This is a genomic window from Marinobacterium sp. xm-d-564 (genome assembly GCF_013283345.1).
Taxonomy (GTDB): Bacteria; Pseudomonadota; Gammaproteobacteria; order Pseudomonadales; family Balneatricaceae; genus Marinobacterium_E.
Genome location: NZ_WBYO01000003.1, coordinates 203,995 through 227,629 on the forward strand (window position 1 = coordinate 203,995; position 23,635 = coordinate 227,629).

A 23,635-nucleotide genomic window follows, 5' to 3' on the forward strand; every position below is an offset into this window, starting at 1 on the left:
AGTATGACCCAATTAGTACGCGACTCGTTAATGTCGCTGGAAACCTACCACAAAGAACGTCCTGAATTTCGTAAAAAGGCACTGGAGCACCGCCGTCGAAGAACGGTCTTTATTGGTCCCAACGTCACGCTTCAGTTTGAAGATGAGTTGACCATCCGCTACCAGATCCAAGAGATGCTTCGTATCGAGAAAACCTTCGATGAAGAAGGTATTCAAGATGAGTTGGATGCCTACAACCCGCTGATTCCTGATGGGACCAACCTGAAGTGTACACAGCTCATTGAATTTGCCGATCCAGACGAGCGCAAAGTGGCACTGGGTAAGTTGGTCGGGCTTGAACACAAAACCTATGTTCAGGTATTCGGCCATGAAAAGGTGTTTGCGATAGCCGATGAAGATTTAGAACGCAGTACTGAAGAGAAGACCAGTGCCGTCCACTTCATGCGTTTTGAATTAACTGATGAGATGATTGCGACACTTAAAGCGGGCGCGGCCCTTGCCGTTGGTGTGGATCACCCCAACTATCAGCACCATATAGATGAAGTAGACCCTGAAACTCAGGTTACGCTAACTGCTGATCTTAAATAGTTCTGATCCCTGAAGAGAGGGTGCAGTCGGCTACCCTCTCACTCTTTTATTTTGCAATGCACCATTCCTTGCTAGACTGCGTAGATATTGGTCTAGATCTTTAGACCATCCGTCACAATCGAGGTTAATGATGCGCTCCCTTCTTTTTGCTTTAGTGTTTGGCCTATCTAACAGTGTTCACGCAGCACCTGTGGTGTCGACCCAGTCTTTAGCGGACTTGGTCTACTACCCAACATTCTCAGCACCTGCTGAAGTGATCAGTGCCAATGATGCAGCGCTGAGTGCTGAACTCTCCGCACGTATTGTGAAGATTAATGTTGAGGTGGGTGATCGAGTGAAGCAGGGCGACGCTCTGGTGAATTTAGATTGCCGTACCTACGAGAGTCAGTTGGCGACGCAAAAAGCGGTTTTGAGTGAGTTGCGTTCACAACGTCCTCTTTTAAGCGATCAATACGAACGTGCTAAGACCTTGAACAAACGAGGCAATCTAGGTGACGATGCTCTGCAACAGCGTGAAACGGCGCTTACCTCATTGGATGCCCGCATCGATGTGCAAAACCGTCAGATTGAACTGGCTGGTATTGCGACTGAAAATTGTTCGCTGGTTGCTCCATTCGATGGAGTCATTGCAGCACGAATGGCTCAGCTAGGTGCCTTAGCCGCTCCCGGTATGCCTCTGCTTCAGTTGGTTCAAACGGATGGGGCAGAACTAGAAGCCAAAGTCGCCCCTGGAAAAGGGGTTGCTGAGAGCAAGGTGTGGTTTGAAAGCAACGGCCAATCTTTCGCGGTTGAGTTAAGAGCTAAATTGCCCATTATTGATCGTCGCGAACGCACGCAGACCTACCGTTTTATTTTTACTGAAGCGACGCCCGAGATTGGTGCAACGGGTCGTTTAAACTGGACCGCCAATCAACCGCACGTCTCCTCTGAACTGTTGGTTCGTCGTAAAGTCGATGGCGAATGGAAGCTTGGTCTGTTGCTTGAAGAGCAGGGTGTCGCACAATTTGTCGTCGTCGACGGTGCCATAGAGGGTCAGCCTGCGGCGGTTGATCTTCCCAAGGGGTCACAGGTCATTACCGAGGGTCGATTGCTCGCAGTCGAGGGCGAAGCGGTAGAGGTGCGCTGATATGTGGCAACGCTTCATTACTAACCATGTGCTAGCTAACCTGACCTTCTTGCTAGTACTGGCGGTCGGTCTGTTGAGTTATCAAGGACTACCCCGCCAACAAGATCCAACCATCAACTTCAACTGGATCATCGTCACCACACCGCTGCCGGGTGCTACAGCGCTTGATGTTGAGAGTAAGGTGACGGATCCGCTTGAAGATGCGTTACGTTCACTGGCCGATGTAAAGTTTGTCTCGAGTAATTCACGTGAAGGGATCTCTAGTATCCTAGTGCGCTTTGAGGACATCGATGATCGTACCTTCGATAAACGCTTAGCCGATCTGCGTCGTGAAATACAAAACACTGAATCTGAACTGCCGGATGCTGCGTTAGATTCACTGATTCTGGAGATCACCAGCTCCAATGCCTTCCCTGCCGCAACGGTGGCGGTGACCAGCTTGGCGGATGACGAGAACCTGCGTCTGCAAGCGACTCGTATCGACAAAGATCTGTCCCAGCTTAAAGGCGTTTCTCGCATCGACCCTGTGGCACTGCCTGACCCAGAACTGCAGGTCAATCTGGATGTCTCTGAACTGGAAGCCCTAGGCATTACCCCACAACAGGTTGCCAACACCGTTACTGCCTTCTTCCAAGATGAGGCGGCTGGTAACTTGGTACAAGGCGATCGTAACTGGTTGGTGCGTGTTGTCGGTACGGCCGCTGACCCAAGCTATCTGGCCAATCGACCGGTATTGGGGGCATCGGGAGAAGTGCCACTGTCACGTGTCGCCAGTGTCGAGCGCGCTCGTGAAGATTCTAGTTTCTTAGTACGTGTCGATGATAAACCGGCTGTGCTGTTGGCGGTGATGAAGAAAGAGGGTGCCAACACCCTGGAATTAGTCGAGCGTGTTCAGTCCTACATGGATGAGCGAAATGCCCTTTCGGTTGAGACCGGTGTCGAGATGGTCTTGATTGATGATCAGACCATTGCGACGCGCAAGTCGATCCAAATCATGGAGAACAATGCACTGATCGGTCTGATCCTGGTGTTGGTTGTGGCTTGGCTCTTCTTAGGTACACGTATCGCACTGCTGACGGCGATCGGCATCCCCTTTATTTTGGCAGCCACTTTCTGGGTACTGGCGGGACTGGGCGAAACGTTAAACGTCACCGTGCTGTTGGGTGTGGTGATTGTGTTGGGTATGTTGGTTGATGACGCCGTCGTTGTGGTCGAATCGATCTACTATCGGTTACAGCGTGGATTTACCGGGATCGCGGCTGTTCAGGGTTCGTTGAAAGAGGTAGCGGCTCCCGTCACAGCGGCGGTACTGACCACCATCGCCGCTTTTTTACCGCTGATGCTACTGCCCGGTATTTTGGGCAAGTTCATGAAGGTTATTCCTATGGTGGTGTCGATCGCCCTAGCGATCAGTCTAATTGAAGCCTTTTGGATGCTGCCTGCCCACATTTTGGCGGCTAAGATTGGGTTTGATAAACCGAGTCGAATTCAGCGTCTGCGTGAAACCATGACCCACCGCGTGCAGATCACCTATGTACGTCTGTTGATCAAAGCGCTGCGCCGTCCGGTTCTCTCACTGATTGTCGCTGTATTGCCACTGATAGGCGCGGTCGGTGCCCTAGGCAACGGCTACATCAAGATGGATTTCTTTGCGGCTGATCCTGTCCGCCTCTTCTATGTGAACGTTGAAATGCCGGCAGCGACGCCTGTCGCGAAAACGATGGAGGTGGTCTCACGTGTGGAAGAGCGTGTCCGTCAAAATGTGCGTGACGGGGAAGTGCGCGCCATCGCAAGCTATGCCGGTCAGATGTTTACCGAGACAGAGCCGCGTATTGGCGAGCAGTACGGCCAGATTCTTGTCGGTCTAAACCCTAAAACACCTGAACTGCGCACAGTTGAAGAGATGACCGATGCGGTGCGTGAAGATTTGGGTGACATTGCCGGTCCGATTCGCATCTCATTCTTGCGCCTATCGGGTGGTCCGCCTGCCTCTAAACCGATCTCGGTCAAAGTACGTGGTGATGATTACCAAGAGATTCGCGACGCTACCAACATTCTGATTGAGATTCTGAACAGTCACGAAGATTTCGTGGATGTTGAAGACGATGCGGCTCGTGGTCGTTATGAGTTGAGTCTGGAGTTAGACAGTGATGCGATCAATCGTACAGGTTTGAACCCTGCGGATGTTCGTCGCACCCTGCGCCTATTGGTCGACGGTGAAGTTGTCGCGAGTATGCGAGATGCCGGTGAACGCCTGGATGTTCGTGTTCGTGCTAATCCTGAGTCGCTACCCTCTCTTGAGCGTCTGCTTAGCTACCGTATTCCTGTTCCCGCGGGCGGTGCTATTCCTCTGTCGGAGTTGGTAATAGAGGAGCGTAAACAGTCGTTGGGTAACATTCGTCACTACAACTTCCGTCGTGCAATCACCTTAGAGGCTGACCTTCGCTCTGGCGGTATGGATACCGTACAAGCCAACGCCTTCTTGCTAGAGCGCTGGAAGGAGTACGAAGCGCAATATCCTGCCATCGATCTCGACTTCTCGGGTGAGTTGGATGATATCCAAGAGAGTATGGATTCGATTGCGATTCTCTTCTTGGTCGGCGTCGGCTTGATGTACCTAATATTGGGGACGCAGTTCCGCAGTTACTGGCAGCCATTAATGATCTTGGCGACAGTGCCACTGGCGTTTACCGGTGTTGTATTGGGCTTGATCGTGACGCAAAACCCGCTCAGTCTCTACACTATGTACGGTGTCGTGGCCTTAGCCGGTATTGCCGTGAATGCCGCGATCGTACTGATATCGGCCGCCAATGACCGAATTGGCAATGGCATGAGCCTGATGCATGCGACGCTTTATGCGTCGCGTCGACGGGTCATTCCGGTATTGATTACCACCCTGACCACCATGGCGGGCCTATTCTCACTCGCAGCAGGTCTGGGTGGTAAGTCTCTGATCTGGGGCCCAGTCGCCACCTCGATTGTATGGGGCTTGGGCTTCTCGTCTGTACTGACGCTGTTTGTGATTCCGCTTCTTTATCGTCTGTCGATGCGCAGAGCGGTTAAGCGAATTTCTGAAAGCTGAAGTAGTTTTAACGCTAGCTCCAAAGTATGAAACCTGCCTTAGGAGCTAGCACTCGGTGCGAAGCGAAAATTACTCGCCCATCAGAGATCAAAATTCGTTGGAATGATGACCATGTCACGCACAGTCATATGACGTGGCCTAGTCAACATAAACAGCAACGCCTCTGCGATCTCTTCTGGCTCGATTAGGCTGCCATTGGCACGAGCCTCTTTTAATTTACCTTCCGGCCAGTCCGAGAGTAATCCCGTTGCCACAGGCCCAGGTGATACCGATCCAATACGAATGCCGTGCTTAAACATCTGACGTCGAGTCGTCTGAACAAAACAGTCGATCGCCCATTTTGATGAGGCATAAATAGGTTCCCATGGCGTCGGGTAGTGGGCTGCTAGCGAGCTGGTCACCAAAATGTCACCGGTCTCTCGCTCAATCATATGCGCTAACACAGCTTGTACGTTTTTCATCACCACATTGATATTTAAATTCAGCATTCGATCAATCTGGTCAGCGTCAGACTCCATGAGATCTCCGCCGACATAGAGCCCAGCGTTGGCGTGAAAGATATCCAGATGCCCAGTCATCTGCAGAATGCGTGGCACCATCTCTTTGCACTGTTCCGGATCGAGCAGGTCAATGACCAGTGGTAGAGCCTTATCCCCAAGACGACTGCAGATATCAGACAGCGCAGACTCGTTTCGATCGATAAAGATAACTGTGGCACCTTCATCCAGCATCGCTTTGGCACTGGCGAAACCAATGCCTGACGCAGAGCCTGTAACCGCGGCAATTTTGCCTTTTAATTGTTCGCTCATATCAATCTCTTATTTTGCATCGGCTATCAGGATAGCCGCCTCTTAAAAGGGTTGAGGGTAGCGCTTAAAGACAGCCGCTAACTCAGTTTGTAGCTCTTCAGACAGTAGCATATCAAAAGCGGCGATGTCCTCTTTTAGTTGATCCATTGAGGTCGCCCCAATAATGGTAGAGGTTACGCCATCAACCTGATCACACCATGCGAGTGCAAGCTGTGACGGGGTGTAACCAAACTGTTTGGCTAACTTGACGTACTCTGCAACAGCTTCATGAGCCTGGGGTGTATTCCGATGCAGGGCAGCGGGGTTTGAGATGCTCCAGCGGCTTCCTTTCGGCATTGCTCCATCAGCGTATTTGCCAGAGAGTAATCCTGATGCCAACGGTGACCAAGGAAGATAGGCGATCTCTTCGTGAACGCAGTTCTCGATCAAGTAGGGCCAATCTTTCGCATGCAACAGACTAAACTCATTCTGAATCGAGACCGGTTTGGGTAGGTCATGCTGTCGGCTCAGTTTTAGATAGGTGTTGATGCCCCAGGTAGTATCATCTGAGAGGCCGAAATGACGGATTTTTCCGTCACTTATGCATTGCGCTAAACCTTTAAGGATATCCAACATTTGAGCTTCATGTTCAGCCGCTTTAATGTCGCTAAACTTGAAGAAGTTCGGAGTATGCTTGCCAAAGTGAGGTGAAGTTCTGTTTGGCCAGTGTAGTTGATAGAGATCGATGTAGTCAGTCTGCAGGCGCTTCAATGAATTATCGACCGCCTCAATCACTGCCTTGCCTGTAATTGGGCCGCCGCTTCTTACCCAAGGTAACCCGATACCTGCGATTTTGGTGGCAATGATCATCTCGCTGCGACGGGATGGGTTTCGAGCAAGCCAGTTACCAATGATCTCTTCTGTTTTACCGTAGGTCTCTGCTGTTGGCGGCACTGCGTACATTTCGGCTGTATCAAAAAAGTTAATACCAACTGATAAGGCGTGTTCGATCTGTTCGTCGGCCTCCGCTTGGGTGTTCTGCTTACCCCAGGTCATTGTGCCCAAACAGATTCTTGAAACGCTTAATCCACTGGTTCCTAAACGGCTGAACTGCATGCTAACCCCTTCTAAGTTTTCGTTAATTCTAGATTGGTAAAGCCAAGCTTTACGCTAACATACTCTTTATAGATTCAGTGACTTAATTGCTGGGTAAAGAGAGCGGTAACGTTGATAGGCTGCTTCATATTGATTCAACAGAGTTGCATCTGGCTCAATGCGAGCTTCAATCTTAGGTTGAGTCAGTAGTGATTCAGGGCTAGCTTTCCGGTGAGCCAGCATTGCTAGACGTGCCGCACCGTAGGCGGCACCAAAATCCCCATCGGATGGAAGCAGCAGAGTTCTGTTCAGAATATTAGCCAGCGTCTGTAACCAAAACGTTGACCCTGAGCCGCCTCCTACCGCAATGATCTCGTTGACGCATGAGCCTGCAGCAATAAGAGCTTCAAGATTATCGCGAATAGCAAAAGCGACCCCTTCCATAACGGCTTGAGTCAGTAGCTTCTGGTCAGAACTGTGATCTAAGCCGATGAACATCCCCCTTACCTGCGCATCGTTATGGGGCGTTCGTTCACCCGAAAGATAGGGCAGAAAAGTGACGCTAGCAGGCCCCTTAGGCTCGGCCTCCAGTGCGGCATCAAGTTCTATTGCTGACTTGCCCGTTAGCCTGGCATACCAATTCAGTGCGTCGGTAGCAGAGAGTATGACCCCCATCTGGTGCCAAGTATTTGGGATGGCATGACAGAAGGCATGAACAGCGCTCTCTGGAAGTGGTTTAAAACCATTGGTCGCTGCAAATAGGACGCCGGAAGTGCCTAATGAGAGGAAGGCTTGGCCCTCATCAATAACGCCCATGCCGATAGCCGAAGCTGCGTTGTCACCTGCACCGCCGCCAATGATTACGTCGTTGCTCAAACCCCATCTGCTGGCTAACTCATTACGTAACCTTCCTGCCGCTTCAGATCCCTCAACAAGACGAGGCATCTGATCAAGCGTCATTCCACTCAATGATAAAAGTTCTTCTGACCAGCAGCGATTCTTAACATCTACCCAGCTTGTTCCGGCCGCATCGGACATCTCAGAAATGTATTCGCCACTTAACCAATAGGCAATGTAGTCTTTGGGTAAAAGGACCTTGGCTACCTTGTTAAAAATTTCGGGTTCATTTTTTGCTACCCATACGAGTTTGGGTGCCGTAAAACCTGGGAATACGATGTTGCCCGATACTTGTCTAAATTCTGGCATAGCATCCAATTCAGCGGCCTCTTTGTAGCTGCGAGTGTCGTTCCAAAGAATAGATGGACGAAGTACTTCGCCCTCAGCATCCAGCAGTGTGGCACCGTGCATCTGGCCTGAAAATGATATAGCACGCGTTGCAGCAAGCTCTTCTGGGTGATGACTTTTCAGTTTAGTAATCGCTTCTTCACAGGCCGCAATCCAGTCGGCAGGGTCCTGTTCTGACCAACCCGGGTGAGGTCTTGAGACAGTGATCGAAGCAGTTTCGCTGCCCACAACCTGCTGTGAGTCATCCATTAACAGGGCTTTAACCCCAGAGGTTCCTAGGTCGAGTCCTAAATACATTTCAACTACCTACTATTTTTATTCCAAAAAATGCATTGGCTATATTCAACGTCGAAACTTTGCATTATTTGACGTATTTATAAACTATATTGCACTGGTTAACGCATATGCGAAATAGAATTGCAATAAAATACAATCATTGAGTTTTTTTGTATAAGTGTTTGAAAAAATCTAATGCTACTGTGTTGCTCAGATGCTAAGGGTTATATTCGAATTTGCGAATAAAAGTACATTTAGTGTCAAAACAAGAAAAAAATCGACAGGAGTACGTCATGAAAGTAAAAATGCTCTCGGCTGCCGTTGCAGGTGCCGTAATGCTATCAACTCAAGCGTTCGCTGGATCACACGGCGGCACTGAGCTAGTAATCGCTACTGTAAACAACGGTCACATGATCGAGATGCAGAAGCTAACGCCTAAGTTCGAAGAAGAGACTGGTATCAAAGTTAAGTGGGTAACTCTTGAAGAGGGTGTTCTTCGTCAACGTGTTACGACTGACATCGCAACTAAAGGTGGTCAGTTCGATATCATGACTATTGGTATGTATGAAGCGCCTATCTGGGGTGAGAAAGGGTGGCTAGAGCCTCTAAATTTCTCTGCTGAGTACAACGTAGACGATATCCTACCAGCGATGCGCGGTGGTCTATCTCACGAAGGTAACCTATACGCTGCTCCGTTCTACGGTGAGTCGTCTATGGTTATGTACCGTAAAGACCTACTAGATAAAGCAGGTATCACTCTTCCATACAACCCAACTTGGGCAGATATGGAGCAGGCAATCGCTGCAATGCATGACCCAGAAAATGGTGTGTACGGTACTTGTCTTCGTGGTAAGCCAGGTTGGGGTGACAATGCTGCATTCATCACAACGATTGCTAACACTTTCGGTGCGCGTTGGTTTGATGAGAACTGGAAGCCACAGCTAGACTCTGCTGAGTGGAATGCTGCTATTAACTTCTATGTCGACCTAATGACTAAGTACGGCCCTCCAGGTTCAACAGCTAACAGCTTCAACGAAATCCTTGCTCTAATGAACGAAGGTAAGTGTGGCTCTTGGGTTGACGCAACAATCGCTGCATCTTTCGTATCTGATCCAGCCCAGTCAAAAGTAGCTGACTCAATTGCTTATGCACAGGCTCCAGTTCAGAAAACTAAACGTGGTGCAAACTGGCTATGGGCTTGGGCTCTAGGTATCCCAGCCTCTTCTGAGAAGAAAGATGCTGCAATGAAGTTCCTAGAGTGGTCTACATCTGCTGACTACATCAACCTAGTTGGTGAGACTAACGGTTGGGGCCGTGTTCCAACTGGTACTCGTGCATCGACTTACGCTAACGAGAAATTCCAGGCAGCTGCTAACTTCGCAAGCGCTGAGATGGATGCTATCAACAGCGCAAATCCATACGACTCTACCTTCGAGAAAACACCATACACAGGTGTTCAATTTGCTGCGATTCCTGAGTTCCAGGCTATCGGTACAGCGGCTGGTCAGCAGTTCGCTGCTGCTCTTGCAGGTGAGAAAAGTGTAGAAGAGGCGTTGGCTGCAGCACAGGCTTACGCTGACCGCGAAATGCGTAAAGCTCGCTACTACTAAGCAAGCTGTAATTTAGGGTTTCAGTATTCTTTTACCCTAAAAAGCCCCCAGCTAATCTTTAGCTGGGGGCACTTTTTCTGATCTATTTACGGTAATTTATTATGTCTTCGCAATCTCGAAGCAGTCGCTTAATGCCTCGGTTACTACTAAGTCCAGCTGTGATCACACTGTTGATCTGGATGGTCGTGCCACTGGCTTTGACGATCTATTTTTCGTCGATTTTCTATAACTTGATGCAACCAGATAGCACCGGTTTTGCTGGGTGGATGAACTACGAGTTCATGATCACCAACCCTGCATTCAGTGATGCCATTATCAATACCTTGGTTCTGCTTGCTTCGACAGTTGCTATTACTGTGATTGGTGGATTAGCGATAGCGCTTCTCATCAATGAAACATTCCCCGGGCGAGGTATTGTTCGTCTGCTACTTATTTCTCCGTTCTTTGTCATGCCAACCGTCAATGCACTTTTGTGGAAACACATGATGATGAACCCTATTTATGGTGTGTTGGCTCAAGTTTGGACATTTTTTGGGCTAACCCCGATCAACTGGCTTCAAGATCTGCCACTTTTTTCAGTCATCATAATGATCAGCTGGCAGTGGCTCCCTTTTGCCTGTTTGATTCTTATGACCTCACTGCAATCGATGGATCGCGAGCAGCTTGAAGCAGCTGAAATGGACGGTGCCAATTACTGGCAGAAATTCCGTTACATGTATCTACCTCACTTAGCTCGTCCGATCTCTGTTGTCATCATGATTGAAGTGATCTTCTTACTGTCTGTCTTTGCAGAGATCTTCACAACCACGAACGGTGGTCCAGGTACACAGAGTACCAACCTTGCTTACTTGATTTTCAATGAGGCTTTGCAGGCATTCGATATTGGTGTTGCATCAGCTGGCGCGGTCTTTGCCATCATCCTAGCGAATATCGTTGCGATCTTTTTGATCCGTATCATCGGCAAAAATCTGGAGAAGTAAGATGAGTACTAAAAAATCTAAATGGACTCCAGCCCTTATTGCTAGAACGGCAGCAGCTTGGGGTATTGCGTTGCTGCTCTTCTTTCCACTTATATTTATGGGCTTTACAGCGTTCAAAACAGAGCTGCAGGCGATCGCTGTTCCTAGTCTTTGGGCCTTTGAGCCGACACTGGAGAACTTCCATGTCGTTAACGAGCGCTCTGACTACGTCCAGTTTGCCTGGAACTCTGTGGTCACTTCGGTTGTTTCAACTGTCTTAGGTCTACTGATTGCTGCACCTGCTGCTTACAGTATGGCGTTTTCGCCTACCAAGGGCACTAATGGTCTGTTGTTGTGGATGCTATCAACTAAGTTTATGCCTGCAGTCGGTGCGTTGCTTCCGATCTATGTCATCTTCCAACAACTCGGTCTGTTAGATACCAAGACGGCTTTGGTCATCATCTTCACCATGATGAACCTGCCTATTATGGTTTGGATGCTCTACACCTACTTTAAAGATATTCCACACGAAATCTTAGAAGCTGCGCGTATGGACGGTGCTTCGGTTTGGCAGGAGTTTCGCCATGTGTTGCTTCCACTGGGTATTGGTGGTCTAGCCTCTACTGGCCTCTTATGTCTGGTACTGGCGTGGAATGAAGCATTTTGGGCGCTAAACCTCGGGGCAGCAGATGCTGGTACGTTGGCAACCATGATGGTCAGTTACTCAAGCCCTGAAGGCCTGTTTTGGGCGAAGCTCTCTGCAGCGTCCCTCATGGCTATTGCACCAATCGTTGTGATCGGTTGGTTCTCACAGAAACAGTTGGTTCAAGGCCTGACTTTCGGCGCCGTGAAGTAAGTATTTGGAGTTTTTACACATGTCATATTTAGAATTAAAAAACGTCGATAAGTACTACGGCGATGTACACGCGATCAAAGGGGTTAACCTTACCATCAACAAAGGCGAATTCATTGTATTCGTAGGTCCATCCGGTTGTGGTAAATCCACGCTGCTTCGCATGATTGCCGGTCTAGAAGAGATCAACGATGGCGATCTAGTGTTAGATGGCAATGAGATCACTCACCAGGCTCCATCTAAGCGTGATTTGGCGATGGTTTTCCAGTCATACGCTCTCTACCCACACATGACGGTTGAAGAGAATATGTCGTTCGCTCTGCGTATCAAAGGTGAAGAACAGTCGATTATTGATCAAAAGGTCGCTAAGGCTGCAGAGACGCTGAACCTAACGCCCTACTTGAAGCGCACTCCTAAGGAACTTTCAGGTGGTCAGCGTCAGCGTGTCGCGATCGGTCGTGCGATTGTTCGTTCGCCAAAAGTATTCCTGTTCGATGAGCCGCTATCAAACCTTGATGCTGCTCTTCGTGGTCAAACACGTGTAGAGATTGCAGAGCTACACCGTGATTTGAACGCGACTAGCATCTACGTAACACACGATCAGGTCGAAGCAATGACACTGGCTGATCGAGTGGTTGTCCTTCAGGGTGGTGTGATTGAGCAGGTCGGTACGCCGATGGAACTATACGAAGCACCTGCAAACAAGTTTGTTGCTCAATTTATTGGTCAGCCTCAGATGAACCTACTCTCTGCGAGTTACTTCAGCGGTATCTCTGCCGATGCGGTCGATGTGGGTGTGCGCCCAGAGCATTTCTCTATTGTGGATGCGGGACAAGGTGCTATTTCCGGTCAGGTTGAATTGATCGAAGCCCTGGGTAACGAAACGCTGATTCACGTCTGCCTTGAAGGTAGTGGCGAGAAATTGATTGTTCGCCAGTATGAGCAGCCAAGCATCAAAGTTCGTGACTCTGTCTCAATCAATTACGACGCTTCTCACCTGCATCAATTTGATGCGAAGGGTGAGGCGATTCGCTGAGGTCTCGGTATGAGTAATACACAACCTAATATTAACCTGCATTTAGGCTTGGGCTCTTTTCATCGAGCCCACCAAGCGCTCTATTTGCAGTGGTTACATGATCTGGGTGATCAATCTTGGGTTCTAGCCGGGGGTAATATTCGTCCTGACATGGCCGATACGATTGCAGCCCTTCAAGCCTCGTCAGGTGCTTACACGCTTGAGACAGTGACGCCTCAGGGTGAGCGTGACTATAAGCGTATTGAGGCGATTAAACAGATCATTCCATTCGATGCTGAGCTCAATGGTCTGACAGAGGTCGCTGTGGATGAGAAGACAAAGATCATCTCATTTACCGTTACTGAAGCGGGATACTACCTAGACTCACAAGATCAGCTGGATCAAAGCTATGCAGACCTGGTCACTGACCTTAAAGGTGAGACAGTTGTTACGCTTTACGGCGCTTTGGCGCGTTTGTTAAAGGCTCGTTTAGCGGCGGGTGCAGGTCCTGTTACTCTAATGAACTGCGACAACCTTCGTTCGAATGGTGATCGCTTCATGAAAGGTTTCCTACAGTTTTTAGATCTGCGTAACGAGACAGAGCTAAAAGCTTGGGTCGAAAACAATACCTCAGCGCCCAATGCGATGGTGGATCGAATTACACCGCGCCCAACCGCTGATGTGGTAGAGCGTGTCAAAGCTGCGACGGGTATGGATGACAAAGCCGCTCTGATGGGTGAGTCATTTATTCAATGGGTTATTGAAGATCACTTTATTGCAGGGCGTCCCGCTTGGGAGAAAGTCGGCGTAGAGATGGTTGAGGACGTAGGCCCCTACGAAGAGGCTAAAATACGCTGTCTAAACGCGACGCATAGCTGTATCGCTTGGGCGGGTACATTAGCCGGTATGGACTATATCCATGAAGGTACGCAGGATAAAGAGATCTGTCAGTTGGGTTATAATTATGTAACCGACAATGTCATTCCAGCGTTGCCAGACTGCCCGTTGGATTTGGCAAAATATCGTGATGTGGTGTTGGATAGATTCTCTAATCCGAACATTCAAGATACCAACGCACGAGTTGCCATGGACGGTTTTTCGAAGATCCCCGGTTTCATTCTGCCAACCATTCGAGATGGTTTAGAGCGTGGATTAGATCTAAAATCGGTCTCTATTCTTCCGGCTCTATTTTTAGCTTTCTTGATTCGTGAGCGTCGAGGGGATATCCCTTACACTTATGAAGATCAGCTAATGGATGCTGCAGTGGCTGACGCGATTGTTGGTGCAGAAGATCCGGTAAATGCTTTTGTTGCTGAGCGCCTGCTATTCAATGAGTTGGCAGGCAATGAGATTTTGTTGGCCGCAATGAGAAGCGCTTACCAACAGGTGAATGAATTTATTGAACGTCGGGAGGGGCGTTGATAATAAGCTGACTGAGTCAGCATCGAGGTGCATATGCAAACAAATGATTTGAAGGTCATTAGACCGCCAGAAAAAGAGAGTGATTTTCACCGTCATCCTGACCTCGGTTATGAGGAGCAGATTGATGAGGGCTTTATTCGCTTTTTGGAGCATGGTGCACCTCACCAGTTGATTCGTTGGCACTTTCATGAAGAGTATGAACTTCATTTGATCACCGAAACCAAGGGCAAAGTTTTTGTCGGTGATTACATTGGTCACTTCCAGCCGGGTCAGCTTGTCCTGACCGGGCCTCACCTGCCTCATAACTGGATCTCCACGGAATACCCTAACGGCCAAGATCATGTTGAAGTGCGTGACAAGGTGTTGCAGTTCCGTCGCGAGCCTCTTGTGCGCAGTGCTGAATTGATTCCCGAAATGCGTTCTTTAATGAATTTCTTGGATCGTGCGGCTAACGGTGTCGAATTCTACGGTATCAGCGCTCAAGTTGAGGCGATGATGGACCGCATAAAAGTCAGCTCAGGTATGGATCGCCTGGCCAATTTCATTGAGTTAATGGCTATTTTGGCCAAGCATGAAAACTACCGACTGCTCTCGTCTGTGCAGTTGCAGAGTCGAGATGATCAACACCATCTTGATGAGATCAGTGAAATTGTTGGCTACGTCTCAGAACACTACTCAACCAACTTCAACATGGCGGAAGTCGCTGAAAAGTTTGGTATGAGTGAGAGCCGATTCTCTCGCTATTTCCGGAAAGCGACAGGCAATACCTTTACTGACTTTGTCACGCGCATGCGGATCAACAAGGCCAGTCAACTGCTACTCGATACGGATCAGTACATCTCTACTATCTGTTACAGCGTCGGCTTTAACAACGTCGCAAACTTTAACCGTAGGTTTATGGAAGTGCGCGGCATGACGCCGAGTGAATTCCGTAAAAACGGTAAGCTGCGTTACTGATCTATCCCTAAACAGACGCGCTGAGTTGTTATATTATTCGCGACTCAGTAATCAGGGTTTTTGTTATGCAAGCAGCTCAGGGCTTCCTCTACATCATTTCTGCACCCTCCGGTGCCGGTAAAACCAGTCTCGTAAAAGCATTGTTGGAGCGTGACGAGCGCATTCGTGTGTCGGTATCTCACACTACCCGTGCTGCTCGTCCTGGCGAGGAAGATGGTGTTGCCTACAACTTCGTTGATCTAACGGAATTTGATCGTCTGATCGAAGCGGGACAGTTTCTCGAGTACGCGGAAGTCTTCACTAATAAATACGGTACGTCCAAAGGCTGGGTTGATTCGCAACTGTCACTAGGTATTGATGTGATTCTCGAGATCGACTGGCAGGGCGCTGAAATCGTTCGTGAAAAGATGCCCGAAGCCCGCTCTATATTCATTTTACCGCCGAGTCGTGAAGAGCTTCTGCGTCGTTTGACCGGTCGCGGCACCGACAGCGACGAGGTGATTGCCGGTCGTATGGCGCAAGCTGAATCTGAGATGAGCCACTACGGCGACTTTGACTACTTGGTGATTAACGACCAATTCGACACCGCACTGGATCAATTGGCCGCAATATTTACCGCAAATCGTTTAAAAATGGCGGTTCAACAGCAGGCGCAGCAAAGTTTACTCGCTGAACTCTTGTAGAGAGCTGCCTAAACTCTGTACAATCGCCGGTTCGAATTTGTTACTACTCTTTAAAGAGGTTACTCATGGCACGTGTTACTGTAGAAGATTGCCTAGACAATCTTGATAACCGTTTTGAACTTGTAATGGTTGCGTCTAAACGTGCGCGTCAGATCGCTACTGGTGGTCAAGATCCTAAAGTTGAATGGGAAAATGACAAACCAACGGTTGTTGCTCTTCGTGAAATCGCTGAAGGTCATACAACTCGCGCTGTCCTTGACGAGCCAGTTCTAGACTAACTCTTCCAACTCTCTTCAAAGTGGGGCATCATCCTTATCATATTGTTTGTTAAGCGATAACTGATGCCCACTATAGACGCTCTATCTGAACGCCTTACCGAATATTTGGACTCCGATGAGATCCGAAAGGTAAGGCGTGCTTATTTTTACGCGGAACAGGCCCATGATGGTCAGCGTCGTAAAAGTGGTGAGCCCTACGTTACCCATCCCCTAGCCGTTGCCAGTGTTCTTGCTGAGATGCACATGGATCGCGACTGTCTAATAGCAGCCATGTTGCACGATGTCATCGAAGATACTGAGATCGATTTTGACGGTATCTCTGGCCAGTTTGGTGAAACCGTTGCACGAGTTGTTGATGGTGTCTCTAAACTGACGCATCTTGAGTTCGAGAGCAAAGCGGAAGCGCAGGCAGAAAACTTCCAGAAGATGGTCTTAGCGATGGCAGAAGATATTCGCGTCATCATCGTTAAGCTAGCGGATCGTCTTCACAATATGCGTACGTTGGGTGCTATGCGCCCAGATAAACAGCGTCGTATCGCTAAAGAGACTCTGGATATCTACGCACCGATTGCAGCCCGTTTGGGTATGCGTGATGTTCAGGTAGAGCTAGAGGATTTAGCGTTTAAATCTTTCCACCCGATGCGTGCTAAGTACATTCGCCGTGCGGTGGTGCAAGCGCGGGGGCAGCGTAAAGATATTATCTCTGAGATTCAGGAGGCCATTAATCGCCGCTTGAAACAGGAGGAGTTAGTCGGTGAAGTGACCGGCCGTGAGAAACACCTCTACTCAATCTATCGCAAAATGAAGAGCGAAAATCGCAGTTTTGCCAGCATCATGGATGTGTTCGCTTTTCGTATTGTTACGACATCTGTTGATAACTGTTACCGAATTTTAGGCGCAGTACATAACCTGTTTAAACCCGTACCGGGGCGCTTCAAAGATTACATTGCTATCCCAAAAGCAAATGGCTACCAATCGCTGCATACCGATCTGTTTGGTGCACGCGATATTACTATTGAGGTACAGATCAGAACCCATGAGATGGATGCCGTCGCTGCGCAGGGTATTGCCGAACACAGCCACTACAAACAGAGTGGCGATGGCAGCAGTGCCGAAGGCTCTTACAACCGTGCGCGCAAATGGCTACAAGGCCTGCTTGAAATGCAGCAGGCTGCCGGTGACTCGATGGAGTTCATCGACAGCGTTAAGAAAGAGCTGTTCCCAGATGAGGTCTATGTCTTCACTCCGAAGGGACGCATTCTTGAGCTACCGAAAGGGGCAACCCCGGTCGACTTTGCTTATGCGGTTCATACCGACGTGGGTAACTCCTGTATCTCCTGTCGTGTTGATCGACATCTATCGCCGCTGTCAGAGCCGCTGAAAACCGGTCAGACCGTTGAGATCATCACAACCCCACGTGCCCAACCCAATATGGCTTGGCTCAACTTTGTTGTGACCGGTAAAGCAAGGACAGCGATTCGCCACTTCTTGAAGAACCAAAAACAGCATGAGTCGATCGAGTTGGGTCGTCGCCTGTTGAACCAGTACCTGGCTCAATATGAGATCAGTGATCAACAGCTTGATCAGAATAAGCTGGACAAGCTGTTACAAGATTTGAACTTCGAGACTCTCGATGATCTGTTAGAAGATATCGGATTGGGTAATCGAATGGCTTACGTCATCGCTCAGCGTCTACAACCGACGGATGGTGAATCTGACGAACCAGAATCACTTATTGGTACAGACGGTAAACCGATCTCGATTCGGGGTGCAGAAGGCATGGTCATGCACTTTGCTCGCTGTTGTTACCCCATTCCTGGCGACAATATTGTCGGTAATATCTCGGCAGGACGTGGCTTGGTGGTGCACCGCTCTGACTGTCGCAACCTCAACGGTAAGCGTGACGAGACCACCAATCGCAACATCTACATCGAGTGGGGCGAAACAGGTGAGGATGAGTACACCACCGTTTTAGAAGTTCAGGTTGAATCACAACGAGGCATCATCGCACAGCTGGCGATGGCGGTCTCTTCAGTAGGCGGGAACGTCAATCAGCTACTGTCAGGCGAGAAAGATGGTCAGATGAATGCCGTTACCATTGAACTGACAGTGACCAACCGTGTTCATCTGGCGCGGGTTATGAAAAAGCTGCGTGCTATTAAGCAAGTGACCCGAGTGAGTCGAATTTAGCCTAGGCGTGCTCTTGTTCAAGCTCTTCGAGCTGCTCTTGAGTTTCAAACCACTCCAGCTCAACACCCTCTAATTCGCTTTTAGCTTCGGCCTGCTGGCTTAGTAGGGCCTTTAACTCATCTTTGCGTTGATCCGTATACAGATCCGTGTCGGCAAGCTGTGACTCTAGGGCTTCCAACGATTGATTGAGCTTCTCCATTTTCGCATCAAGCTTCTCAAGCGCTTTTCGCAAAGGGCGTAATTTAGAGCGTTTTTCAGCCTCGATGCGTTTCTGCTCTTTCCGATCGGCGGCGCTTTGTGAGCGGCCTTCCGATGCGATGACCGGTGAAGAGTCCTCTTGCCGTTGGGTCGCTAGCCATTTGTGGTAATCATCGAGGTCACCGTCAAACTCGGTCACTTTGCCCTCGGCGACCAGAAGAAACTGATCGACGGTGTTCGCCAGTAGATGGCGATCGTGGGACACCAAGATAATCGAGCCTTCAAAGTCCTGAAGGGCTAGAGTCAGTGCGTGACGAACTTCCAGATCCAGGTGGTTGGTGGGCTCATCGAGCAGCAGCAGATTGGGTTTGTGCCAAGCGATCAATGCTAATGCAAGGCGAGCCTTTTCACCGCCAGAGAAACGTCCAATCGGATCCAGTGCATCATCGCCACTGAAACCAAAAGAACCGGCAAACGAACGCAGTTGAGCTTCGGTTGCCTTAGGAGCAATACGCTGCAGATGCAACAGAACCGAGGCGTTCATATCCAGTGCTTCGAGCTGATGCTGTGCGAAGTAGCCAATCTTTAGATGCTCACCACAGGAGCGCTCGCCACTGATTAGAGGTAGATCTCCGACCAAGCTTTTGACTAGGGTCGATTTACCAGCGCCGTTTCTACCCAGTAGGCCAATTCGCTGACCGGGTACAAGACTAAGTGATACACCGTTAAGAATTTTACTCTGTTCGCTGTAACCCAGTTCCGTGTTGTAGAGATTCAGCAGGGGCGATGAGAGTTTGTCGGAACAGTCGAATCGAAAACTAAACGGTGAATCGATGTGTGCCGCGGAGATCATCTCCATGCGCTCTAGCTCTTTAATGCGGCTCTGCGCCTGTTTGGCTTTGCTCGCCTTGGCTTTAAATCGACGCACAAAGCTTTCGATGTGTGCTATTTGTGCCTGCTGCTTGTCGTAAGCGGCTTGTTGTTGCGCGAGTCGTTCAGCGCGCATGCGTTCAAAAGCGGAGTAGTTGCCTTTATACAGGGTGAGCTGTTGCTGATAGAGGTGTACGACTTGGTTAGCGGTTGCATCGACAAAGGCGCGGTCGTGCGAAATCAGAATCAGGGTGCCTGGGTATTGATTCAACCACTGCTCTAGCCAGATGGTGGCATCCAAATCTAAGTGGTTGGTCGGTTCATCCAGTAGTAGCAGTTCAGATCGGCACATCAATGCCTGAGCAAGGTTAAGACGAATGCGCCAACCACCCGAAAAACTCTGAACGGGTTTGCTAGCGTCATTAGGTGCAAAGCCTAAACCATTGAGTAGAGTGTGGGCGCGGGATTCGGCACGGTAGCCATCAATGGCATCCAGTTGTGCGTAAAGCTCACCTAACTCTGGGCTATGTTCCTGCTCGGCAATGGCCAGTTTGCTCTGCAGCTGGCGCAGCTCCTTGTCACCATCGAGTACATAATCCAACGCGCAACGATCACTGCTGGAGACCTCTTGGGCCATATGCGCAATCTTGCCAGGAGCGGGTTTGTGTAGCTCCCCGGTGTCCTGTGATAGCTCACCTAGAATCAGCTTAAATAGACTCGATTTACCGACGCCATTGGCACCAATAAGGGCGACCTTCCAACCAAAATGGATGTTTAGGTCGGCGTGGTCAATTAGGCGCTGGGCGCCACGTTGTAAACTGAGCTGTTCAAGTCGTATCATGGGCGGCAAGTCTATCACAGCAAGGGCCGTAATCCTCTCTGTTAGATTCCTTATATTTGGAGATATCGTGGTTCCTTCAGGATTAAAACTCGACAACCCTTTGTGGTCTTTCGCCCTAGAGATCTACCCGTCAGTCGCTAAGCCGATGCTATCGATTCAGTCGAAAGGTGGGCGAGTCAATTTAATGTTGGCCGCGCTCTGGTCGGCTTCTGAGCAGATCGAATGGCCTGATTCGGTTCCCGACGCTATTGAGGCGTGGCATCAAAAAATTTTGCCGATTCGGTCGCAGCGTATGTCGTTAAAACCTCAGCTTAATGACTACCCCGAACTTGAAGCCCTGTATCAGCATTTAAAAGGGGTGGAGCTGAACATGGAGCGCGTCGAGATAGCGATGCTTCATCAGTGGCTTGCGCCCAAGCCTAAAGCGATGAACCTGATAACAGCGCAATCTAATTTGGACAGAGTCTCAGCCGGCGTCAGTGATATTGATCAGGATAAGGATGCCGTTCTTCAACGCCTGAAACCGCAAACCTAATGGGTTTTAATCCTGCGGTGTATAGGTTTTAATGTTTCTTTCATCTCATTCAGAGACACTGGTCTCATTGATAACACGAATAAGGATTTTCCAATGAAAAAAGCGGTATTAGCGCTTGATCTATCTTCTGCAATGCTAGCGACACCTTCTCAGGCGACTGAACTTACGACCGATGATCAAAAGTTGAGTTACGGCATGGGCTTGGTACTTGGTGAGCGTCTAATGGCTGATTTCGACTCTCTTGACTACGATCTACTGAGTCAGGGTGTTAAGGACATGTTCGAAGGCAACAAGCCGTTGATGACCATGCAGGAGCTGTCTGATGTGATGATGGCATTCCAAGCGAAAAAGCTAGAAGCTGAACAGGCGAAAGAGCAAGCACTAGCGGATGCTAACCTGAAAAATGGCCAAGACTTCATGGCAGAGAATGCTAAGCGTGAAGGTGTTGTCACTACTGATACGGGTCTTCAGGTAGAGATTTTGGAAGAGGGCGCAGGCCCTACACCAACAGCAGAAGATAACGTCAAAGTGCACTACAAAGGTATGCTGATCAATGGCCAAGAGTTCGATAGCTCTTACGGTCGTGGCGAACCAGTGACCTTCCCGCTGTCTGGCGTTATCAAAGGGTGGACTGAAGGTCTGCAGATGATTAAAGAGGGTGGTAAAGGACGTCTAGTGATCCCATCTGATCTGGCTTACGGCCCTGGCGGTGCTGGCGGTATGATCGGACCAAACGCGACGCTAGTGTTCGAAGTTGAACTGCTTGCGATCAATCCGGCTGAGTAAATTGCTCATATATAAAAGAGGCTGCCATTTGGGCAGCCTTTTTTGTTTCAGTGTCCCGCAAATTTAGCTAACGGCTTCGCGATGTGTCTCATGCAGCATGGCGATCATCTGATCCTCTAACTCAAATCGATCAGCCAAGGCTTCGCCCAGTTTAGAGACCTGTTCGCTGAAGTAGCGGATATCTTCAACGGTCGCTGCAGGCAGATCAGAGAAACGGTCGTTAAAATCGAGCGCAAGATCGGTTGAAATCTGAATCTTGGGAAGGAGTGCTTGAGCCTCTGCTAGTTGTGAATCGCTGAAGGCTTCTCCCTCTGCTACCAGCTGTTGGTAAACTTCAAAGTGTCCTGATGAGAGGTAGTCTACCAAGAGTTGGCAAAATTCACCCAGTCGCGCATCCAACTCTTCGCCCACTTGAGTATGGGGAATTTCCATTAGAATTCGAATTAACGCGGCACGTTCATCCAGCCAATGGTCAATAATGGTGCTGACACCGCCCCAGCGTTCACGAGCATCTTTGCAGTTCTCTAACATAACAAAACCTCCAATTGAGATTTCAGTCTATGCCGATCGATAGAGTGCTGGCAAGTGATAACTAAGTTCCACTTAGGAGGCTAGGTAGTGCTGAAGGAATTCATCAAAGGGTGCTTCATCTTGTGATTCAGCATCGCGCTGTTTGGCCAGTGACTGTTCAGCCTCTTCAGTTAGTCGATGTTTAACAGCTGGATCAAGCGGTTCGCGTGACAGGGTCTCGCGGTGCACCTGTCCCATTTTGAGCGTCCACTGTTGGAAGGTGAGTGAGCTCGATTTCAGCTCGCTAATAATTTTAGCTGAAGGAGTCAGCTGCGGATCAGCTACCAGTTCATACTGTTTCTGAACCGCTTGTTGATAGGCATTTCCGCCGTGGATCTGATCGAGTAATTCAGCGACCAGAGTCACCTGATCGAGGATGTCGCGAGCAAACTGCTCACGTGACACTTCGCCCTCAAGAGTCTCAAGCATCAGACCTGGGCGACGCCCTTCAGAGACAATCTTGTCTTTGTTGTGAGCTACCATAGCGCATTCAGTGCTAGTAAGTAGTTGCTCACCTGCAAATAAACAGGTTAACAGGAAGGCGTCCATAAAGAGGCTCTGCTGCAGATCGATACCAATCGGCAACAGTGGGTTGATATCGGTGTTACGTACTTCGATGTACTGAACCCCTCGTTCCATCAGTGCGTGGACAGGTTTTTCACCGCTGAAGGCAACGCGTTTCGGACGAATGTCACTGTAGTACTCATTCTCAATCTGCAACACATTGGAGTTGAGCTGGCGATACTGGCCATCGACTTTAATACCAATCGCTTCATAGGGTTGGTGCGGTTGGTGTATCGCAGCCTGAAGAGAGTCTGAGTAGGTATCAAGATGGTTGAAGCAGACGTTCAGCCCCTCTTGGGCTCTGTTTGAATAGCCCAGATCACTCATACGCAGTGACGTTGCGTAGGGGAGGTAATAGGTATCATCGTCGAGAGGCTCTAGGTGGTGCTCTACAGAGTGCAAGAAATCTTTGCTGACAGCCGGTGATGCACCGAACAGGTAGAGCAGCAACCAGCTGTAACGACGGAAGTTACGAATCAGTGCAAAGTAACGATCGGAGGCGAAATCTTGGTCGCTAAGTTCCGAGTCGCACACCTGTTTCCACGCTGGCCAGAAGGCTTCCGAAATCGAGAAGTTGTAGTGAATGCCTGCGATGGTCTGCATCATCTTTCCGTAACGATGCTCAAGGCCCACACGATAGATGTACTTCAGTTGTCCAATGTTGGAGCTGCCGTATTCGGCAATGCGTATGTCATCTACCGATTTGATCGCACAGGGCATGCTGGCACACCAGAGCGATTCATGACCTAGTAAAGAGTAGGTGAATTGATGCAGTTCGGTCAGCTCTTTGAGTGAGTCGCGCACATCGGTGCTGACTCCGGTAATGAACTCCATCAGAGCTTCAGAGTAGTCGGTCGTGATCTGTCCATGGGTCAGCGTAGAACCCAGCGCGGCGGGGTGGTCTGTCTTGGCAATATGACCGGCACTGTCGATTCGAAGTGCCTCTTTCTCGATGCCGTGACCTAGCTCACGCAACAGATGTTGATGACCGCTTGCAACGAGGCGATCCAGATTCTCTTTAACTGCTTGTAACACCTTGAAGCTTCCTTACTCTTGGTTGGCGAAGTATATCAGAGAGCCTTCAGAAACCACGAGGATTGCAGA

At 49.4% G+C, this 23,635-nt stretch carries 20 protein-coding genes; 14 read left to right on the forward strand and 6 right to left on the reverse strand.

All coding sequences use genetic code 11. The features are described from left to right. Positions 1 to 3: 3 nt before the first annotated feature. The 3 genes from XMD564_RS05030 (at position 4) to XMD564_RS05040 (ending at position 4,796) form a co-directional block, all read left to right on the forward strand. Positions 4 to 588 carry a DUF3501 family protein gene (locus XMD564_RS05030; protein WP_173494627.1) on the forward strand — a complete coding sequence of 195 codons (585 nt, stop codon included), beginning with the start codon at positions 4 to 6 and terminating at the stop codon, positions 586 to 588. A gap of 127 nt (positions 589 to 715) precedes the next feature. Continuing rightward, positions 716 to 1,714, forward strand: a complete 999-nt coding sequence (locus tag XMD564_RS05035) for an efflux RND transporter periplasmic adaptor subunit (protein WP_173507944.1) — start codon at positions 716 to 718, stop codon at positions 1,712 to 1,714. Position 1,715: 1 nt separating this feature from the next. Further along, a complete protein-coding gene (locus XMD564_RS05040) occupies positions 1,716 to 4,796 on the forward strand; it encodes an efflux RND transporter permease subunit (RefSeq protein WP_173507945.1) in 3,081 nt (1,026 codons plus the stop codon). Between the two features lie 80 nt (positions 4,797 to 4,876). On the opposite strand, the gene XMD564_RS05045 is transcribed toward XMD564_RS05040, so the two are convergent. From XMD564_RS05045 to xylB, 3 genes are all read right to left on the reverse strand, one after another. After that, positions 4,877 to 5,605 carry an SDR family oxidoreductase gene (locus XMD564_RS05045; protein WP_173507946.1) on the reverse strand — a complete coding sequence of 243 codons (729 nt, stop codon included), beginning with the start codon at positions 5,603 to 5,605 and terminating at the stop codon, positions 4,877 to 4,879. Between the two features lie 42 nt (positions 5,606 to 5,647). Further along, entirely contained in the window at positions 5,648 to 6,700 is a 1,053-nt protein-coding gene (locus tag XMD564_RS05050; protein ID WP_173482574.1) for an aldo/keto reductase, read from the reverse strand. 66 nt (positions 6,701 to 6,766) lie between these two features. After that, the gene (gene xylB / locus XMD564_RS05055) at positions 6,767 to 8,221 is read right to left on the reverse strand and encodes a xylulokinase (protein ID WP_173507947.1); all 1,455 of its coding nucleotides are present in this window, start codon (positions 8,219 to 8,221) and stop codon (positions 6,767 to 6,769) included. 272 nt (positions 8,222 to 8,493) lie between these two features. Between xylB and XMD564_RS05060 the strand changes: the two genes are divergently transcribed. From XMD564_RS05060 to spoT, 9 genes are all read left to right on the forward strand, one after another. After that, positions 8,494 to 9,810 carry a sugar ABC transporter substrate-binding protein gene (locus tag XMD564_RS05060; protein WP_173482572.1) on the forward strand — a complete coding sequence of 439 codons (1,317 nt, stop codon included), beginning with the start codon at positions 8,494 to 8,496 and terminating at the stop codon, positions 9,808 to 9,810. A 101-nt stretch (positions 9,811 to 9,911) separates the two neighbouring features. Next, positions 9,912 to 10,790, forward strand: coding sequence for a carbohydrate ABC transporter permease (locus tag XMD564_RS05065; RefSeq protein ID WP_173498309.1), 879 nt, complete (start codon positions 9,912 to 9,914; stop codon positions 10,788 to 10,790). A 1-nt stretch (position 10,791) separates the two neighbouring features. Beyond that, positions 10,792 to 11,625, forward strand: a complete 834-nt coding sequence (locus XMD564_RS05070) for a carbohydrate ABC transporter permease (RefSeq protein ID WP_173482570.1) — start codon at positions 10,792 to 10,794, stop codon at positions 11,623 to 11,625. A 19-nt stretch (positions 11,626 to 11,644) separates the two neighbouring features. Then, complete coding sequence (locus tag XMD564_RS05075; protein WP_173482569.1) at positions 11,645 to 12,658, forward strand: ABC transporter ATP-binding protein; 1,014 nt, start codon at positions 11,645 to 11,647, stop codon at positions 12,656 to 12,658. Positions 12,659 to 12,667: 9 nt separating this feature from the next. Further along, on the forward strand, positions 12,668 to 14,059 hold the full coding sequence (dalD, locus tag XMD564_RS05080; protein WP_173507948.1) for a D-arabinitol 4-dehydrogenase: 1,392 nt from the start codon (positions 12,668 to 12,670) through the stop codon (positions 14,057 to 14,059). A 33-nt stretch (positions 14,060 to 14,092) separates the two neighbouring features. Further along, entirely contained in the window at positions 14,093 to 15,016 is a 924-nt protein-coding gene (locus tag XMD564_RS05085) for an AraC family transcriptional regulator (protein WP_173507949.1), read from the forward strand. Between the two features lie 65 nt (positions 15,017 to 15,081). After that, a complete protein-coding gene (gmk, locus tag XMD564_RS05090) occupies positions 15,082 to 15,699 on the forward strand; it encodes a guanylate kinase (protein WP_173507950.1) in 618 nt (205 codons plus the stop codon). Between the two features lie 65 nt (positions 15,700 to 15,764). Continuing rightward, on the forward strand, positions 15,765 to 15,977 hold the full coding sequence (gene rpoZ / locus XMD564_RS05095; RefSeq protein WP_173481728.1) for a DNA-directed RNA polymerase subunit omega: 213 nt from the start codon (positions 15,765 to 15,767) through the stop codon (positions 15,975 to 15,977). A 63-nt stretch (positions 15,978 to 16,040) separates the two neighbouring features. Continuing rightward, positions 16,041 to 18,167 (forward strand): bifunctional GTP diphosphokinase/guanosine-3',5'-bis pyrophosphate 3'-pyrophosphohydrolase, encoded by a 2,127-nt coding sequence (spoT, locus tag XMD564_RS05100; RefSeq protein WP_173481729.1) that lies wholly within the window; start codon positions 16,041 to 16,043, stop codon positions 18,165 to 18,167. A gap of 1 nt (position 18,168) precedes the next feature. Here the strand turns inward: spoT and XMD564_RS05105 are convergent, their stop codons facing one another. Continuing rightward, positions 18,169 to 20,076 carry an ATP-binding cassette domain-containing protein gene (locus XMD564_RS05105; protein WP_173481730.1) on the reverse strand — a complete coding sequence of 636 codons (1,908 nt, stop codon included), beginning with the start codon at positions 20,074 to 20,076 and terminating at the stop codon, positions 18,169 to 18,171. 67 nt (positions 20,077 to 20,143) lie between these two features. Here XMD564_RS05105 and XMD564_RS05110 point away from each other — a divergent pair, with 67 nt between their 5' ends. Next, positions 20,144 to 20,611, forward strand: a complete 468-nt coding sequence (locus XMD564_RS05110; RefSeq protein WP_173481731.1) for a TIGR02444 family protein — start codon at positions 20,144 to 20,146, stop codon at positions 20,609 to 20,611. Between the two features lie 93 nt (positions 20,612 to 20,704). Beyond that, on the forward strand, positions 20,705 to 21,397 hold the full coding sequence (locus XMD564_RS05115) for an FKBP-type peptidyl-prolyl cis-trans isomerase (RefSeq protein ID WP_173507951.1): 693 nt from the start codon (positions 20,705 to 20,707) through the stop codon (positions 21,395 to 21,397). Positions 21,398 to 21,460: 63 nt separating this feature from the next. On the opposite strand, the gene rsd is transcribed toward XMD564_RS05115, so the two are convergent. Together rsd and gshA are read right to left on the reverse strand one after the other, a co-directional pair. After that, positions 21,461 to 21,928, reverse strand: a complete 468-nt coding sequence (gene rsd, locus XMD564_RS05120) for a sigma D regulator (protein WP_173481733.1) — start codon at positions 21,926 to 21,928, stop codon at positions 21,461 to 21,463. Positions 21,929 to 22,000: 72 nt separating this feature from the next. Next, positions 22,001 to 23,566: a glutamate--cysteine ligase gene (gene gshA, locus XMD564_RS05125; protein ID WP_173481734.1), complete on the reverse strand. Its 1,566-nt coding sequence runs from the start codon at positions 23,564 to 23,566 to the stop codon at positions 22,001 to 22,003. Between the last annotated feature and the right edge of the window lie 69 nt (positions 23,567 to 23,635).